Consider the following 15,890-nt stretch of genomic DNA (forward strand, 5'->3'; position numbering starts at 1 on the left):
GACTTTTGCCGAACGATCCTCAAGGTCTCCGAGTTTCCGGATGCTCCGTAGTCTCGGGAGCGGCCGCGACGCCTCCTCGGTGAGGAGGAAGCCGATCCACGAACCGTGCCTGGTCGGCGAGGAACCCGTCGGTGTACAACCGCCGGGGAGCGAACAGCGCGGTCAGTGTCAGGCGCCAATCGGAGCGTTCCAGGTCTTCGTCCACCAAGGAGTGCGTGGCGCCGGGGTAACGGGCGACCGCCAGGGACGCCGGCGGCAGGAGGTCGCGGTAGACGGTTTCGGTGTCGGTGACGTCCACGTTGACGTCGCGCCCGGCCAGTACCAGGAGCAGTGGCGTGCCGTGCATGGCGCGCAGGTCGGCGGTCGCGTCCGAGCGGTGGTTCCGGGCGATGAAGGCCCACCGAGCTCTGGTCATGCCGTCCGTGTCACCGGTGGCGGCACGGTACTCGGCGAAGGACGCCTTTCTGTCCAGCAGGTTCAGAACGGTCTCCCGGCGGCGTAGCGCCGTCTCCTTCTCCCTGGGGGTCGCACCGTCGCGGTCCAGTTCGGCGAGGAGGTTGTGGCGACCCTGCCGCAGCCAGTTGACGGCCGGGGAGACGGCGATGACGAAGTGCAGACCCCGGTCCCGCGCGGCGACCTTGGGCAGGACCCAGCCCGCCTGGCTCGCCCCCCACAGGCCGATGCGGCGGCCGTCGATGTCCGGACGTCCGCGGGCCCACGCCACGGCGGCCAGGGTTTCCCGCGCCCGGTCGTCCATGCTCTGGTCCAGCCAGTCGCCTCCTGATCCCCCGACTCCGGGCTTGCTGAACGACAGCGAGGCGTAACCGGACCGGGCGAAGGCCTCCCACAGCGGTCGGTAGAACGTCTCGTGCGTCGCGTCGACCGGGCCGTCGCCGTGGACGAAGACCACCAGCCCGAACGGCCCCCGCCCGTGTCGGGGCAGGGCCAGTACGCCTTCGAGCGGTTGCCCCCGGTGGTGCAGGACCACCTTCTCCTCGCGCAGCGCGTAGGTGTTCTGCCACACCACCGTGCCGCCGAGCCCGGCGCCCATCACTACTACCGCGACCAGTATCCGTAAGGCCGTTCTCCACCTGCTCGGTATCGGCCGTCCTCGCGTCCGGAACACTTCGGCCTCCCAAGAACTATCGCTTCACCAACGATCGTATCAATAGTGAACGTATTATGCTTGATAGATCAAGGCGGGCGAGGGGAAGACGGAGGAGTCGGGTGGACATGACGGCGGGCAAAGCCCATGCCCCTGGAGGCGGCCGGCCGGCGGTGCGCAGGGGGATACCCGAGGGCGGTGAAGAACGAGTGGCGGCGTTGTACTGGGAGGCCTTCGGCCGCAAGCTGGCGCCGGCACTGGACCCGCCGGAAACGGGGCGCGCGTTCATCGCCGCCCACCTCCACCGGGACCGGGGCGTCGTCGCCCTCGTCGACGGCCGGGTGGTCGGAGTGGCCGGCTACCGCCTCGGCGACCGCGCGCTGACCGGCGGCAGCGTGAAGGACGTCCTCTCGACCTACGGCCCGTTCCGCGGGCTGCCCCGTCTGGTGGTCCTCGCCCTGTTCGAGCGCACTCCCGCCGCGGGCGAGCTCGTCATGGACGGCATCGCCGTCGACGCGGCGCACCGCGGCGAAGGCATCGGTACCCTCCTGCTCGGGGAGATCGCGTCCCTCGCCGCCGAGAACGGCTGCCGCCGGATCCGGCTGGACGTCATCGACACCAACCCCCGCGCCAGGGCACTGTACGAACGGCACGGCTTCACCGCCCGGCACACCGAGCACACTCCGTACCTGCGCCGCCTGATGGGCTTCGGCGCCGTCACCACCATGCGCCGACCGGTCACTCCGGCCGACGTGACCAGCGAGGGAAAGGCCCGATGAACACCACCACGCCCGCGCGTGCCGAACGGCCGGAGATCCCCACGCGGCTGGTCGTGCAGAGCCTGGTCCGCGAAGACGGAACGGTCGACGCCGACGAGTTGTACGCCGTCGCAGGCCTGCTCGGCATGAGCGACCAGCAGGTCAGACTGTGCGTCACACGCCTGGTCGCCGAAGGGCGCTTCACCCGACAGGGCCGGGGCCGCAAGGCCACCCTGCGCGCCGTGGCCGACGCCACCGGATCACTCGCGCCCGACGCCTCCTACGTCCGCCACGCCTACCGGCAGGACGCCGGACTGGCCCCCTGGGACGGCACCTGGCACCTGTACGCCTTCGCCGTTCCGGAAGCCCGGCGTGTCGCCCGCGACTCCCTGCGCGAGCACCTCCTGCACCTCGGCGCCGCGCCCGTCCAGAACGGCCTGTACGTCACCGCCAACCCCGTCGGCGAACTCGTCGACGCCCAGGCCCGACACCTCGGCATCGAGGACACCCTCACCCGGCTGACCACCACCGACCTGCGCATCGGCGATCTCACCGGTCCACGGGAACTGGCCGCCGCGCTGTGGCCGCTCGCCGAGATCGCCCGGCGGCACGAACGCCTCGCCGCCTTCGCCGAAACCTGTCTGACCCTGCTCGGGGCAGAGCCGGGACTCACCGATGTCGAACGGCTCACCACGGCCGTGGAGCTCGCCGCCCGCTTCACCGAGGCGATGGACCCCGACCCTCTCCTGCCGCCCGAACTCCTGCCGCAGCCCTGGCCCGGACGCCATGCCCGCCGGCTGGCGGCCGACTGCTGGAAACACCTGGACGAAGCCTCGCGCACGGGCTCCGGCCCCGGCCTTCGCCTGTTCGCGCTCTACGCCGACGCGCTCGGCCCGGAGGGCGCCGGGTGACCGGCGGGGAAGCGGGCCCGCGCCCGCTCCTGCCACAGGCCGTGGATCCCGCTCATGTCGCCGAGTCGGCGCGCCGCTCGTGGCGCGCGCGTGCGAGGCGGTGGGCCGTTCGCAGCAGCTCACGCGTCGACGCTCCGGTGCGTTCACCCGGGTTCACCACCGCCAGCCAGCCGGCGCCGCCGTAGACGGGGTGTGCGATCACCACGTCGGCGGTGCTGGGGTCGACCTCGGCGGAGGCCGACTCGCGCGGTGCGCGACCGGTCCACCGGACGAACGCCTCCTTCCCGGCGGCGACGTTCACACGGAAGGTGTCCGGCCGGTCCAGACGGGATGCCTCGTCGCCGGGGTAGTTCTTGGTCACGACGGTCGCGAAGGGCCGGCTCGCCGTCGGGGCGACGCCGTCGGGCGCGTAGTAGAAGAACGCGTCGCCCCGGCCGATCGCCGGTGTGCCGTCGCCGGGTGCGGGCCTGAGGACCAGGACCCCGTCGAGGCCCGCCACGAAATCGATGATCTCTTCACTCGTCATGTGCTTCAGCGTTCCATTAAAGTGCTTGTGGAGACTTTGAGGCGCAGGTACGGGGTTTTCGGGATGGCAAGTCTCAAATCGGGAGGCATGCGCACGGCTGATGTCGCGCGTCGCGCCGGGTGCTCGGTCCAGCAAGTGCGCAACCTCGAACGTGACGGCGTACTTCCACCCGTTGCGCGTACGGCCATGGGTTACCGGACCTACGACGAGGTGCATCTGCAGTCCGCGCTGGCCTACCGGGCCCTTGCCGCGGGCGTGGGACCGGTCGGGGCCAAGGACATCGTCCGGGCCTTCCACCGGAGCCCCGTTTCACAGGCCCTGGCCCTCCTCGACGCGGCGCACGCCCGCCTCGACGCGGAGCGCGAGGGTCTGAGGCGGGCCGAGGAAGCCGCCCGCGCGATCTCCGGCGAGCCGATCGACGACGTGCGCGCCTCGGACTCGATGAGCATCTCCGAACTCGCCACCGCCCTCGGCGTGCGTCCGTCGACGCTGCGGCACTGGGACGCGGAGGCTCTCGTCGTCCCCGACCGCGATCCGGCGCGCGGCACGCGACGCTACACACCGGCTCAGGTACGCGACGCGCGGATCGTCCATCAGCTGCGCAGGGCCGGGTACCGCGTCACGGCCCTCCGGATCCTCATGCCGCAGCTGCGGCGCACCCGCCGATCGGAGGAGGTCGCCTCGGCGCTGGCCGCCAGGGACACCAGCATCACCACGCGCTCCAGAGCCCTTCTCGACGCTGCCTCGGCGCTCGGCGCCGTACTCTCGCTGAGCGAGCGGGCGGACTGATCAGGGGACGGCCGTGAGGCCCCGTACGGACCTGCGGCGCGCCTCGAAGCACGACGGCCGTCCCGGCCCGTCCGTGGACGGGCCGGGCGAAGCCTCACTCCTCGTGGTCCGACGGGTTTCCGAGAGGCTCCGGCTGCGTGTCGGGAAGAGGGGCCGAAGGCGGGAACAGGAATCCTTCGAAAGCGTCCAGCACGAACATCATGCCTATGAGCAGCAGGGGGACGAGCAGAGCCAAAGCCACCATGACGCCTCCTGACAGGGGTGCCACGGGAGGTGGCGTGAAGCAGAAGGTTTCGATTCACCATGAGCCAGAAGGACGAAGATCGCATGTCCGGGTGAAGGCGTCCCGTGGGCCGTACGGGTCGTTTTCCACGGGCCGGTGCCCTGACCTGCTGCTTGTTCCGCCAGGAGGGTGGTTTGACGGCTGCCGGCGCGTTCCTCGGAGCCTGGACTCATCTGACGAGCGGTTTCACCCGCCCCCGGCAGGGGCGTGGCGGAACCCGTCGGGCAGGAGCGCGCGGTCGGCCGGGAAACGCCGACGGCTCCCGCCCTGTGAACAAGGGGAGAGCCGTTCGGGAGTGACTTCGGCGTGCGGTTCTCGCGTGTTACGCGTGGCGGTGCGAGTGGCGGTTGCCGGTGACGAGCCGGTAGAGGGCGAGCAGGATGACGGAGCCGACGATCGCGGCGATCCAGGTGGAGATCTCGAAGAACCCGTCGACGGAGTCGACGCCGAAGATGACCTTGCCGAGCCAGCCGCCGAGCAGGCCGCCCGCGATGCCGATGAGCATGGTGATGATGATGCCGCCGGGGTCCTTGCCCGGCATCAGGGCCTTGGCGATGGCGCCGGCGATCAGACCGATGAGGATCCACGCGATGATGCCCATCATGCTCTCCAGTTCGTCGTACAAGGAACTTGTCAGGTGGTCGTCTGGACCAATCGGGCTTGAGTAAACGTTCCCCACCGAAAAATTCCAGCCGCCTTCTTCCCGGAGAGCGGCGCGGTGAGGCCGGCTGGTCGTACGTCGCACGGGAACGCGCCATTTGAGCCGTAACCACCGGAAGTGAACGAAACCGACTCCTCGCAGCACCGCGGTGCGTACGCTGCAAGCGTTCGACCGCCCTTCGAGGAAGAGCAGTGGATGACCGAGAACCCGTCTGTGCCCGGACCGCGCCGGGACTTCGCGATGCACAACGGCTGGTGGGCTTCGGGCTGGACCCACGTCCTTCCCTGCCAGGCCTTCCCGCTGACGATGCTGATCAGCACCGCGAGTCAGCCCGGTTTCACCGGCTCCCTCGACGAGCTCCTGGAGGAGGCCTTCGACGGCCACTGGGACATGCTCGGCGGCGATCTCGACGCAGCGCTCACGTTCTCGTGGCCCGACGAGGAGTGGGACGACGAGGACGCGCCGGAAGGGCGCGAAGCGTTCGAGGCGAACCACTGGAAGAAGTTCGACGCGGTGCTGACGGAGGCCGGCTTCCCGGTGCCCACGACCGTGCGGGAGCTGTCCGAGCTCTATCTGACCTGGGGTCTGGTGCACCGGGAGGAGACTCCGGAGGGCACCCGGTGGTCCATGCCCGACCCGCTGCCGCTGCCCGATGACCTGCTGCCCCTGGACGCCGAACTCGCCGAGCGGCTTGCCGGGATCCGCTGGGAGACGCACACCGATCCGCTCGTCAACAGGCTCGTCAAGCACTTGGCCGACGATCTGGGCGAACCGCGGGAGGTCCTCACCTCCCTCGACCGCCTGGCCGTCGCCACCGGCCAGGACGCCGACGACGTACGCCTCGCCCTCGTGGCGCTCGTGAAGTCCGGCGACGCCCGGGTGTGGCGCGGGCAGGAGCCCGCCGACACGGAAGGCCTCGAGGCGCATCGGCGCTTCCGTCTGGTCATGGACTGGGACCGCTTCAACGAGGACCGGGTGCACGTGATCGTCAAGACCGACGACGCATGAGCGGGGGCGTGCCGGACGCCGTGGGGACCGAGGACACGCGCCTGATCGTGGTCCGCGGCAACAGCGCTTCGGGGAAGTCCTCCGTCGCGGCCGGCCTGCGCGCCGAGTTCGGCCGCAACCTCGCGATCGTCGGCCAGGACAACCTGCGCCGGACCGTGCTGCGCGAACACGACCGCCCAGGGGCCACGAACATCGGCCTGATCGACCTCACCGCCCGCTACGCCCTGGACAACGGCTTCCACGTCGTCGTGGAGGACACCGTCCGACGGATCCTGCGCGAGAGCGGCCTGGACCGTGTGTCCGCGATCGACCGCTGACGGACCACGCCCTCCCGGCGTTCCCGGCCCGGCCCCCTGGGAGCCCCTGACCGGTGACGCCGGCGCGAACGGCTCGTACACCGCTCCGTGCCGCCGTCCCCTGCCGCCCGGCCGTCGCCGGAACCGCACCGTCGGGCGCCCGCGTCGTTCCAACCGTGGCGAGGGGCGTCAGGCGTCGAGGGCCTGGGCGAGGGTTTCGTGGCAGTCGATGACGGTGTCCAGGCCGACGAGGCCGATGGTGCGCAGGACGGTGTCGGTGGTTCCGGCCAGGCGGAGCCAGCCGTCGGCCTCGGTGAGGGCATGGTGGGCGGTGATGAGGACGTTGATGCCGCTGGAGTCCATGAAGGTGACCTCCCGCATGTCGGCGACGACGCGGGGGCCGGGAGTGTCGGGGACGGCCAGTGCCTGGCGCAGGGTGTCGCCGGTCGTGTGGTCGATCTCTCCGCTCAGGGCGACCACACGGACGCCCTCGATGTCGGTGGTCGCCGCCGACAGCCGTCCGGGCTGTCCGGCGTGTCCGGTCCCCAATGTCTCTCCCCTAGTCATGCGAGTGATCCTGGCATATGCATACCCGTGTGTGTAGGGCCGTTGGGCCCGGCTTGCGGGAGGGCCTCCTTCGGCAGCAGACGGGGCGAAGGACAGGGCGTCATCCGCGGGCGTGCGGGTAGGCGTCGCTGACGGGGAACGGGGAGTGAGTGACGGCTGTGACGGAATCGGATTCGGTGAAGGACCACGGGACGGCGTCGGCGGACCGGCCGCTGCGGATCGCGTCCGCTCTGCGCGGGGACGACGACGACATCGCCCGGGCCCGCCGTCTGTCGGCCGACTTTCTCGCCCGCGTCCGGACCGAGCACGGTCTGGACGTCTCCCGCCGCGCGGTCGACCTGACCCGGCTTGTGGTCAGCGAACTGGTCACCAACGTCCGCAAGTACGCGCCCGGCCCGGCATCACTGGACCTGAGGATCGACGGTGACGCGGTCGAGATCACGGTGTGGGACCGCGACCCGGTTCTGCCCGTCGCACGGGCCGCGGACGTCGGCCGGGTCGGGCAGCACGGCCTGGAGATCGTCATGGCGGTCGCCCGCAGCTTCGAAGCGCGCCGTGAACAGGTCGGCAAGCGCATCATCGTCACCCTCGCCCTGACCGACGACCCCGGTGACACCCTCGTCTGACACCAGCCCCCGCGGACAAGGCGCTCCACCCGCGCGACAGCCGTGGGGGAGGGGAGTCGTCACCGGCGGGCCGGGTCCGCCGCCCGTACCCCCTTGTCAGTGGTGGTTGAGAAGCTGATCGGATGGATGGTGACGAGCAGCTGCTGCGCGGCCGGGTCTACGGCCGTGACCACGACGACCCCGACCCCGGCCCGAGAGCCGGTCGGACCTATGCCGAACTCGTCGGCGGGCCGCTGGACGGTCTCCTGCTGGACATCCACGGGTGGCCGCCGGCAGAGGTGGACGACGGGGTCGCCCTGGCCACCGAGCTCTCCCGGTGGCCGGGCGGGCGCGCGCTCTACGACCCGCGCCCCGGCGAGCCGCGCGCCCCGGGCCCGGGCGTCGCCTGCCGCTTCTACCACACCGGAGACATCCCCTGACCTGCGTTCCCCGGCCGTCGGCCGAGCGGGGTGGCCGTGCACGAGCACCGGCTCGGTCTGGATCGAGCAGGAAGATGCCGGACACGGCCATCGAGGGCCCTGAAGGCCTGACGGGCAGGCAGAAGGTGCCGGCGGCGGCCGAGGAGTGGGGCCGGACGGCGCCGCCGTGAAGGTGCTACGGGGCGTCCCTCGAACCCGGGGACGACGCCGGCGGGTCGCCCCACGAGTACGGCATGCCGGCGAGGGCGCCCGAGCCGGAACACGGGACGCCCCGCTCACTCCGTCAGGATCGCCTCCAGCGCGGCGAACGGATCCGTCAGCGTGGCCAGGCGGTACGCGCCGTCGTAGACGCTGTCGCCGATCTGCTTCCGGGCCGACAGCTCCGCACTGCGCCGCAGCGGCTGCAGCTCGGGAGTGCCCCGCTGAGGATGTCCGACCATCCGCCAGAACACCTCACCCGTCCCGTACGCCGAGGCCGCCTCCTCGCCCAGGGACAGCGCCGACAGCGCGACCGCGAGCAGGTCGAGCCCCAGACCGAGGCCGAAAACGTCGCCTATCAGGCGCTTGCCCCGCAGCATGGCCCGGGCATGGCGGGCGGCATCGGCCGAGCGCCGTTCCCGCAGCGCTATCACCGCCAGCTGGTACTCGCTGTAGGACCGCGTCCACTGCTCGCCCGCCGACGCCGCATCGTGCCGCAGCTCCTCGGCCCCCGCCCGGGCCTCTTCGAGCAGGCCGGACGCCGTCAGGGCGAAGACCCGCATCACCCGGCACCGTGCCACCGCGGGCATCGCCGCACCCCGTTCCGCCAGCGCCCGGTCCGCGACCGCCAGCGCCTCCCGGGGATCGCCCCGCAGCAACATCACCAGGCCGCGCAGATAGCCGGCATCGACCAGGAGCGTCGCGTCCCGCGCCCGTACCGCGCACTCGTCGGCACGGCCCGCCAGCCGGGCCGCGACGTCGTACTCGCCCCGCAGACAGCGCACCACCCCGAGCGCCCACACCAGCTTGCCCACGACGGCCTCGGGCCCGGAGACCAGCCGCACGCACTCCTCCAGGTAGTGCGCCGCCTCGTGCAGATGACCCGAACACGCCCAGAAGAAGCCGAGCGCCCCCGCCAGCTCCGCGGCCGCCGAAGGATCGGTGGCCAGCAGGTGTTCCAGCGCCGCGCACAGATCGCCGTAGCAGCCGACCAGCCGCGCGTAGGAAGCCGCCTGTCCCGGCCCCCACCAGGAGTCCTCGGCGGCGAGCGCCAGCTCGTGGAGGCGCCGCGCGTGGCTGTCGGCCATCATCCGGGTCTCACCGAGCTCCGCGAGCCACATCGCCCCGTACTCACGAACGGAGTCGAACAGGTGCAGACGGCCGCCGGACAGGGTCACGACGCTCTTGCGGACCAGCCCCTCCAGGGCCTGCTCCAAGGCGGCTCCGGTCAACGGCCCGCCACTGCACACCCGTACCGCGTCGTCCACCGCGGCGGCCGAACGGAACACCGACAGACGCGCCCACAACAGCCGCTCCCGCGGCTCGCACAATTCGTGACTCCACCCGATCGTGGTACGCAACGCACGGTGGCGCGACGGCTGGACCCGGCTCTCGGGCCCCTCGGAGAGAGACAGCCTGCCGCGCAGGAGCCGCGCCATCGCGGGCAGCGGCCTCTCCCGCAACTGCGCGGCGGCCAGCTCCAGCGCCAGGGGTACGCCTTCCAGCCAGCCGCACACCTCGGCGGCGGCGACGAAGTCCTCGGGGCGCGTCCAGCGGACCCCGACGGCGCCGGCCCGATCGGCGAACAGCTCCATCGCGTCGGAGTCGACCGGCAGCGGACCCACGGAAAACAGGAACTCGTCCTCCACGCCCAGCGGTTCACGGCTGGTCGCCAGCACGACGAGCCCCGGACAACGGGCGAGGAGGTCCGAGACCAGCGCCGCGCACGCCGCCACGAGGTGCTCGCAGGAATCCAGGACCAGCAGGACGCGGCGTACGCCGATCCAGTCGGCCAGCGTGTCGACGGGATCGCCGGGCGAGTGGTCCGACAGACCGCAGGCGTCGGCGACCAGCGGGATGAGCAGGGAGTCGTGGGCCAGCGACCACAGCGGAGCCCAGTGGACACGCGTGAAGACGTCCGGCCCACCGCCGCCGCCGACGACGTACGAGGCGAGCCGGGACTTCCCGATCCCGCCCATGCCCACCAGCGTCACGAGCCGCCGCTCGCCCAACAGGGACGCCAGGTCCTCGACCTCCCCGGCCCGCCCGACGAACGTCCCGCTCTCCGGCGGCATCCACGTGTCCATTCTTCGTATTCTCCGGCAGAACGAAGAACAGGACGCACGCGTTCGGCGAAGCACGAAGCCTTCCGGTACCCTCCCGCCGCCGGATGCCGCACCGGCCGGACCCGCGGCACGCGGCCGCAGCCGATCCGATGCGTCTTCCTTCCCCGAGGACGACGCCGCGTGCGGGCGAGCCTCTCGGGGTGTCCCGGGTCCGCCGTGCTCAGATGGAGCGGCACGACCGACGGTTCAGGGAAAGGTGCAGGGATGTCCGAGGACACCATGAGGGCGATGGCGTACGAGACCTACGGCGGGACGGAAGTGCTCCGCGAGACCCGGCTGCCGGTGCCGAAGGTCGCCCCCGGTGAGGTTCTCGTCAAGGTCCGGTGCGCCGGGGTCAACCCGGTCGACTGGAAGATCATGGCGGGCGGGCTCGACGGCCTGATGGACACCGTCCATCCGGTGGTTCCCGGCTGGGACGTCAGCGGCACCGTCGAGCGGGTCGGCATCGACGTGCCCGAGTTCGCGGCCGGTGACGAGGTGATGGCCTACGCCCGCAAGGACTACGTGCACGGCGGCACCTTCGCCGAGTACGTCAGCGTGCCCGTCCGCACCCTCGCCGCCAAGCCCGCCTCCCTGGACTGGGCGCAGGCCGCCGGACTGCCGCTGGCCGGCCTGACCGCCTACCAGCTCCTCACGCGTCTGGGCACGGGCGCCGACGACACCGTCCTCGTGCACGGCGCGGCCGGCGGTGTCGGTTCCTTCGGCGTCCAGCTCGCCCGGGCGTTCGGCGCGCGGGTCATCGGCACCGCCTCCCCGCGCAACCACGACCGGTTGCGCGGCTTCGGCTGCGAGCCCGTCGCCTACGGGGACGGACTGACCGAACGCGTCCGCGCCCTGGCGCCGGACGGCGTCACCGTCGTCGCCGACTTCGTGGGCGGGGTCCTCGAAACCACCCTGGCCGTCCTGGCCGAGGGCGGACGACACGCTTCCATCGCCGACGACTCCGTGCTCGGAGCGGGTGGCCAGTGGATGTGGGTCCGGCCGTCCAGCGAGGACCTCACGACCCTCGGCCGGCTCGCGGACGAGGGCAAGCTCGCGGTCGACGTCGCCGAGACGTTCCCGCTCTCCGAACTCGCGGCGGCCTTCACCCTCAGCCAGGAGGGCCATGCCTCGGGGAAGATCGTCATCGAGGTCTGAAGCCGCACCCCGTCACCGGTCGCGAGCCCTAACCGTGGTCGGGCGACGGCCCTTGTCCACCGGCGGGCCCGTCGTGCCACCGGCGTGCCGCCGCTACGACGGCGAGCAGGAGCGCCAGGGCCACGGCAAGGGTTCCCTCCACGCCGGTGCGGGCGTGCAGAAGGCCTCCCGCGAGAGCCCCCGCCGCGAGTACGGCCACCGACACCCCGCGCCGCACGGTGCCCGGTCCCGGCCGGTCCACGGCGAACCCCGTCAGCGTCCGCGTCATCACGGTGGTGGTCAGGTCCGGCACCCCCAAGCGGTGCACGACGGCGTTCTGCAACCCCATTCCGCAGGCCAGCGGCACCAGGACCGCGTACCGGCCCCAGCCGGCCGCCTGGCCGGCGAGAGCGAGCGCGACCAGCAGCGCCTGGGCGGTGACCAGCAGCGCGAACAGCCCTCCCGGTTCGGCTTCCCGGCGCCACGCACCGCCCGCGGCGGCCCCGGCCAGGAACCCCGCCAGCGCCACCGCCGAGGCCAGGGCCGACAACTGGGCCGCCCCCGACAGCGCGAACCCGAGGAAGACCACGTTGCCGGTCATATTGGCCACGAACACCCGGCCAAGACCGAGGAAACTCGCCGCGTCCACCAGCCCGCTGACGAACGTCAGCACGAGCAGCGGGGGAACGAACCGCGCGTAGCGGTGGCCGTCGGGGAACAGCCACCGTGCGACCGCCCCTCCACCGCTCACCGTGCCCCCTCCCGACCGGTACCGCCCCGGCTCACGAAGGCCTGCCCGAGCGCGCCGCCGCCCCTGCCGATGGTTCGTGTCCGTGTCACCCCTTCACTGGAACAGAGGCGATGAGGAAGGGCGAGCGTCCCACGCCGTGCGGAGGCGCCCCTCCGGGTGCGGATCCCTCAGGCTGCCGAGCCGCCGCACGGGTGTACCGCCCCTGGCGGGCGGTCCTCCTGGCGGGCGGTCTCCTCCGTGGGACCGATCCGTGGCACAGGACGCCGAGACGGGAACCGGTCGCACCGCTTGCGAAGCGGAACACGTGGGAAGAAAACCTGTGGTCCCGATGGCCCACGGATGCCGCGCAGCGGCCCCGGCCCATGATCGAACACCCACTGACGAACGGATTCCTCCGCGTGACGACTGCTCCTGCCGAAACCCTGACCACGCGCGTGCCCGGGCGGGCCTGGACCGTCCGGCTGACCGGTCACAGCGACCGCACCGCGAGCGTCACCTGCACCTCGCCCTGCAAGATGCCCGCCCGCTCCCGAGACCTGACCTCCTTGCGCGCCTTCGCCGCCCGGCACGCCGCCGCCCACGCCAAGGCCGCCACCGTCCGCCCCAACGCCGCCTGCCACTGCCGCTCCGAGCGCTGCGACGCCCACCCGGGGCACAAGACGCTCTGCGCGGGCGGGGTGGTGATGATCCTGCGTCACGACCCGGTCATCGGCCAGGTCTGGATCGTCGAGGAAGTGTGTGCGACGTGCGCGCCGCACATCCCGCACGCCCGCGTACTGGCCCGCGCCGCGGCCCCCACCAGACCCGCTGCCACCAGGCCGGCCGCCCAGACCCCCGCGCCCCCGCACCCGGGCGTACCGAACCTGTTCTCCTCCGCCCACGCCGCCGCCGACGCGGGCGCGGACACCGTCCGGCGCCCGCGCAAGCCGCACCGCCGCCCCCGCCGACAAGGCTGAGAAGTGCGCCGTCGCATCGGCCCACGACGTCCTCCGGGTCGCCGGGGGCGGACCGGACGGCCGACCGCCCACGACGGCCAGGCACCGAGAGCGCTTCGTACCCCGCGATCCGCCGAAGCGCTCAAGAGCCCGGCCGTCGCACCGCTCAGACCTCGGCCGCGACCGCCTCGGCGGGCTCACCGGCCGGTGCGGACGCCTCGGCACCGGCACCGGCGGCGTCCGTGGCCCTGGGCTTGGTGTACAGGGCGACACCCTGCCGTGTGTCCTTCTCGATCCGGTCCTTCTTCACCAGGCCCTCCAGGGCGTTGCGGACGACCTGGACCGAGGTCGAACGCCCGGGATGCGCCTTCGTGAACTCCGCGTGGATCTCACTGACCTTCAGCGGCTCACCGGGAAAGCCGTCCAGCAGACCGTCGAGAAGCGTGCCGAGCGTGGGCGCGGACTGCGTCTCGGAAAGACCGCCGGTGGGCTTCTTCTCCGCCGCCTTGCCCGTCGCCGCCTTCCTGGCCGCGGGCTTCTTGGCCGTGGGCTTCCCGGCCGGGGCCTTCGGCGTCTTCGCGGCCGTCTTCTTCGCTGCCGGAGCCTTCTTGGCCGGCGCCTTCCCGACCGACGTCCTCCTGGCGGCCGTCTTCTCGACCGGGGCCGCCTCCCGCGTCTCCCGGGGCTGGGGCACGGCCGCTTCCTGTACGGCCTCGACCGGCTCGTTCACGCCGCTTGCCGGCGCGGTGGTCGCCGGCATGGAATCCAACGTCGTGATCAGCCATTTCTCCTCCGCCTGCAACTGCTCCAGACGGGCGGCGATCGACGCCTGCTCCGCACGGTTGGCCGCGAGGTCGGCGGCGAGCTGCTCCGCGTACCTGGTGTGAATCGAGGTGCTGTTCAGCTCGTTCGGCACTACAGTCCACGCTCCCTAAACGATGGGCATTGTTGCCGGATGTTACTCGTCACTGGCCGAATCCGGCCTGTACAGCCCGAAAAAACCCTCGCAGGAAGCCGGTGCGCCCGGCCGGTGAGCGAGGTGAAATGCCTGTGCGCCAAGGGCCCGTTCGAACAATGTGCGAGGGATGACCGGGGATGCCGCACCGAATTCCCTCCCGGATATGCCCCATACGGGTCATGAAGAGTGTTGGTCGTCGGATGGTGTCAGAAGGCGATGGCAGGGTAACGGGGAGATGTTCCGACCGCGATCAGACGGCCGGGACGATCCACAGATACGGAGTGCTCCACCGATGAACCGCAGTGAGCTGGTGTCCGCTCTGGCCGATCGCGCCGAGGTGACCCGCAAGGACGCCGACGCCGTGCTGACGGCCCTCGCCGAGACCGTCGGCGAGGTCGTCGCCAAGGGCGACGAGAAGGTCACCATCCCTGGCTTCCTGACCTTCGAGCGCACCCACCGTGCCGCTCGCACCGCTCGTAACCCGCAGACCGGCGACCCGATCGAGATCCCGGCCGGCCACAGCGTGAAGGTCTCCGCGGGCTCGAAGCTCAAGGAAGCCGCCAAGGGCGCGTAACGCCTCCTCGCACCACCCGTTCCGGCTCCGCGTCACGTGATCGGTCGAACCGGCCGAACCGCGTGCGGACCGGGGCGGGTTCCGGGTGTCCTCCCACAGGGGGAGGGCGCCCCTTTCCCCACCCCGGCCGGAATCCCCGGCTTGATCGAAGGACAGCAGCATGGCCAGCGGTACCGTGAAGTGGTTCAACGCCGAGAAGGGCTTCGGATTCATCGCCCAGGACGGCGGCCCGGACGTCTTCGCCCACTACTCCAACATCTCCGGCAACGGTTACCGCGAGCTGGTGGAGGGCGAGAGCGTGACCTTCGACGTCACGCAGGGTCAGAAGGGCCCCCAGGCCGAGAACATCGTCCGCGCCTGATCCGCCGGCCCGTACGAAAATCCTTTCCGTCCCGCGTCGGCCGCCGTGTACGGTGGTGTCACCGACGCGGGGTGGAGCAGCTCGGTAGCTCGCTGGGCTCATAACCCAGAGGTCGCAGGTTCGAATCCTGTCCCCGCTACGAGAAGAGAAGGGGCCCGGTGTCAGCCGGGCCCCTTTTCGCGTCTGCGGCCTTCCCCGTCTGGTAACAGCTGTTACCATCGAAGGATGGCGAAGACACAGCTGGGCGCGCGCGTCGACAACGAGATCAAGCAACTGGCGGAAGCCCGCGCCAGGGACCGGGGCCTGAGCCTCGGCGACTACATCGCCGTCCTCGTGCACGAGGACACCGAAGGGCTGCGGCAGCGCGGCCTGGACGCCGCGGAGCGGTTCCTCGCCGAGCACCAGGGCGTCTTCGACGAAGCCGAGGACGCCGACCGCCGCACCTCCGGAGCGCACGCCGCGTAATGGAGCTGCACATCGACGTTCCCTGGATCCTGCGGGTCGCCGAGATCGCGGGGGTGGGGGATCCCGCCCCCGAGGACTACGGGGTGCCGGTGGCCGCGGTCGCCGCTCACCGGGCCGAACTGCTGGACCGGCCCGTCTACGACAGCCCCTACGCCCGCGCCGCCGCCCTGGTGCACGTCCTCGGCCGCTGTCGATGGCTGGAGCGCTCCAACATGGCCGTGGCCGCCGCGACGAGCGTGATGTACCTGGAGGCTTCCGGAATCCCGGTCAAGCCCGCCAGGGAGGACGCCGTCGCCCTGCGCGACCTGCTGCGGGACCCCGCCTGCACCACCGCGAGGATCGCCGCCCTGCTGCGCGGTTGGCCCAGGACCGCCTGAATTCCGGCCGGGGCGAACCCACATGGTGATCCGGACGAGACCTGACCGTGCTGGTGCCGGAGAACCCCCTTCCGCGAGAG

20 protein-coding genes, 1 tRNA gene and 1 pseudogene are annotated in these 15,890 nt (G+C 71.6%); 14 read left to right on the plus strand and 8 right to left on the minus strand.

Going from position 1 to position 15,890, the window contains the following annotated elements; genetic code table 11:
- Positions 1–19: 19 nt before the first annotated feature.
- Positions 20–1,051, minus strand: a complete 1,032-nt coding sequence (locus ACWGSR_RS23640) for an alpha/beta hydrolase family protein (protein WP_453568747.1) — start codon at positions 1,049–1,051, stop codon at positions 20–22.
- A 182-nt stretch (positions 1,052–1,233) separates the two neighbouring features.
- On the opposite strand from ACWGSR_RS23640, the gene ACWGSR_RS23645 reads away from it, so the two are divergent.
- Positions 1,234–1,884 (plus strand): N-acetyltransferase family protein, encoded by a 651-nt coding sequence (locus tag ACWGSR_RS23645; protein ID WP_453568749.1) that lies wholly within the window; start codon positions 1,234–1,236, stop codon positions 1,882–1,884.
- Positions 1,881–2,774, plus strand: coding sequence for a PaaX family transcriptional regulator C-terminal domain-containing protein (locus ACWGSR_RS23650; protein WP_453568751.1), 894 nt, complete (start codon positions 1,881–1,883; stop codon positions 2,772–2,774). Before ACWGSR_RS23645 ends, ACWGSR_RS23650 begins: the two co-directional genes overlap by 4 nt.
- 52 nt (positions 2,775–2,826) lie before the next feature.
- On the opposite strand, the gene ACWGSR_RS23655 is transcribed toward ACWGSR_RS23650, so the two are convergent.
- The gene (locus ACWGSR_RS23655; protein ID WP_453568753.1) at positions 2,827–3,300 is read right to left on the minus strand and encodes a DUF6194 family protein; all 474 of its coding nucleotides are present in this window, start codon (positions 3,298–3,300) and stop codon (positions 2,827–2,829) included.
- Between the two features lie 87 nt (positions 3,301–3,387).
- Here ACWGSR_RS23655 and ACWGSR_RS23660 point away from each other — a divergent pair, with 87 nt between their 5' ends.
- The gene (locus ACWGSR_RS23660; protein ID WP_453568755.1) at positions 3,388–4,089 is read left to right on the plus strand and encodes a MerR family transcriptional regulator; all 702 of its coding nucleotides are present in this window, start codon (positions 3,388–3,390) and stop codon (positions 4,087–4,089) included.
- Between the two features lie 94 nt (positions 4,090–4,183).
- Here ACWGSR_RS23660 and ACWGSR_RS23665 read toward each other — a convergent pair whose 3' ends face one another.
- Both ACWGSR_RS23665 and ACWGSR_RS23670 read right to left on the minus strand, forming a co-directional pair.
- Positions 4,184–4,333, minus strand: a complete 150-nt coding sequence (locus ACWGSR_RS23665; protein ID WP_376232752.1) for a hypothetical protein — start codon at positions 4,331–4,333, stop codon at positions 4,184–4,186.
- 361 nt (positions 4,334–4,694) lie between these two features.
- Positions 4,695–4,973, minus strand: a complete 279-nt coding sequence (locus ACWGSR_RS23670; RefSeq protein WP_384119022.1) for a GlsB/YeaQ/YmgE family stress response membrane protein — start codon at positions 4,971–4,973, stop codon at positions 4,695–4,697.
- A 255-nt stretch (positions 4,974–5,228) separates the two neighbouring features.
- On the opposite strand from ACWGSR_RS23670, the gene ACWGSR_RS23675 reads away from it, so the two are divergent.
- Together ACWGSR_RS23675 and ACWGSR_RS23680 are read left to right on the plus strand one after the other, a co-directional pair.
- Positions 5,229–6,041 (plus strand): DUF6042 family protein, encoded by an 813-nt coding sequence (locus ACWGSR_RS23675; RefSeq protein ID WP_453568757.1) that lies wholly within the window; start codon positions 5,229–5,231, stop codon positions 6,039–6,041.
- Positions 6,038–6,295 (plus strand): annotated as a pseudogene (locus tag ACWGSR_RS23680) (kinase); the annotation flags it as partial. The gene ACWGSR_RS23675 and the pseudogene ACWGSR_RS23680, both read left to right, overlap by 4 nt.
- A gap of 231 nt (positions 6,296–6,526) precedes the next feature.
- Here the strand turns inward: ACWGSR_RS23680 and ACWGSR_RS23685 are convergent.
- Positions 6,527–6,904 (minus strand): STAS domain-containing protein, encoded by a 378-nt coding sequence (locus ACWGSR_RS23685; protein ID WP_376232749.1) that lies wholly within the window; start codon positions 6,902–6,904, stop codon positions 6,527–6,529.
- Between the two features lie 158 nt (positions 6,905–7,062).
- On the opposite strand from ACWGSR_RS23685, the gene ACWGSR_RS23690 reads away from it, so the two are divergent.
- Positions 7,063–7,530 carry an ATP-binding protein gene (locus tag ACWGSR_RS23690; protein ID WP_376232747.1) on the plus strand — a complete coding sequence of 156 codons (468 nt, stop codon included), beginning with the start codon at positions 7,063–7,065 and terminating at the stop codon, positions 7,528–7,530.
- 122 nt (positions 7,531–7,652) lie between these two features.
- Positions 7,653–7,949: a hypothetical protein gene (locus tag ACWGSR_RS23695; RefSeq protein WP_366377358.1), complete on the plus strand. Its 297-nt coding sequence runs from the start codon at positions 7,653–7,655 to the stop codon at positions 7,947–7,949.
- Positions 7,950–8,224: 275 nt separating this feature from the next.
- On the opposite strand, the gene ACWGSR_RS23700 is transcribed toward ACWGSR_RS23695, so the two are convergent.
- Positions 8,225–10,234: an ATP-binding protein gene (locus tag ACWGSR_RS23700; RefSeq protein ID WP_453568760.1), complete on the minus strand. Its 2,010-nt coding sequence runs from the start codon at positions 10,232–10,234 to the stop codon at positions 8,225–8,227.
- A gap of 258 nt (positions 10,235–10,492) precedes the next feature.
- On the opposite strand from ACWGSR_RS23700, the gene ACWGSR_RS23705 reads away from it, so the two are divergent.
- Positions 10,493–11,410, plus strand: a complete 918-nt coding sequence (locus ACWGSR_RS23705) for an NADP-dependent oxidoreductase (protein ID WP_453568810.1) — start codon at positions 10,493–10,495, stop codon at positions 11,408–11,410.
- A gap of 28 nt (positions 11,411–11,438) precedes the next feature.
- Here the strand turns inward: ACWGSR_RS23705 and ACWGSR_RS23710 are convergent, their stop codons facing one another.
- Entirely contained in the window at positions 11,439–12,140 is a 702-nt protein-coding gene (locus ACWGSR_RS23710) for a YoaK family protein (protein WP_376232744.1), read from the minus strand.
- A 398-nt stretch (positions 12,141–12,538) separates the two neighbouring features.
- Between ACWGSR_RS23710 and ACWGSR_RS23715 the strand changes: the two genes are divergently transcribed.
- The gene (locus ACWGSR_RS23715) at positions 12,539–13,096 is read left to right on the plus strand and encodes a hypothetical protein (protein WP_453568762.1); all 558 of its coding nucleotides are present in this window, start codon (positions 12,539–12,541) and stop codon (positions 13,094–13,096) included.
- Between the two features lie 145 nt (positions 13,097–13,241).
- Here the strand turns inward: ACWGSR_RS23715 and ACWGSR_RS23720 are convergent, their stop codons facing one another.
- Positions 13,242–13,991, minus strand: coding sequence for a hypothetical protein (locus ACWGSR_RS23720; protein WP_453568764.1), 750 nt, complete (start codon positions 13,989–13,991; stop codon positions 13,242–13,244).
- Between the two features lie 334 nt (positions 13,992–14,325).
- On the opposite strand from ACWGSR_RS23720, the gene ACWGSR_RS23725 reads away from it, so the two are divergent.
- The 5 genes from ACWGSR_RS23725 to ACWGSR_RS23745 all read left to right on the plus strand — a co-directional run bounded on the left by ACWGSR_RS23725 (position 14,326) and on the right by ACWGSR_RS23745 (position 15,810).
- A complete protein-coding gene (locus tag ACWGSR_RS23725; RefSeq protein WP_376328306.1) occupies positions 14,326–14,607 on the plus strand; it encodes an HU family DNA-binding protein in 282 nt (93 codons plus the stop codon).
- A gap of 160 nt (positions 14,608–14,767) precedes the next feature.
- Positions 14,768–14,968: a cold-shock protein gene (locus ACWGSR_RS23730; protein WP_376232737.1), complete on the plus strand. Its 201-nt coding sequence runs from the start codon at positions 14,768–14,770 to the stop codon at positions 14,966–14,968.
- A gap of 65 nt (positions 14,969–15,033) precedes the next feature.
- Positions 15,034–15,107: transfer RNA gene (locus ACWGSR_RS23735), tRNA-Met, on the plus strand.
- Between the two features lie 86 nt (positions 15,108–15,193).
- The gene (locus ACWGSR_RS23740) at positions 15,194–15,433 is read left to right on the plus strand and encodes a hypothetical protein (protein ID WP_366377351.1); all 240 of its coding nucleotides are present in this window, start codon (positions 15,194–15,196) and stop codon (positions 15,431–15,433) included.
- On the plus strand, positions 15,433–15,810 hold the full coding sequence (locus ACWGSR_RS23745) for a fic family toxin-antitoxin system, toxin component (RefSeq protein WP_453568767.1): 378 nt from the start codon (positions 15,433–15,435) through the stop codon (positions 15,808–15,810). Before ACWGSR_RS23740 ends, ACWGSR_RS23745 begins: the two co-directional genes overlap by 1 nt.
- Positions 15,811–15,890: the final 80 nt, after the last annotated feature.

The sequence above is a fragment of the Streptomyces sp. NPDC055632 genome, assembly GCF_053618675.1.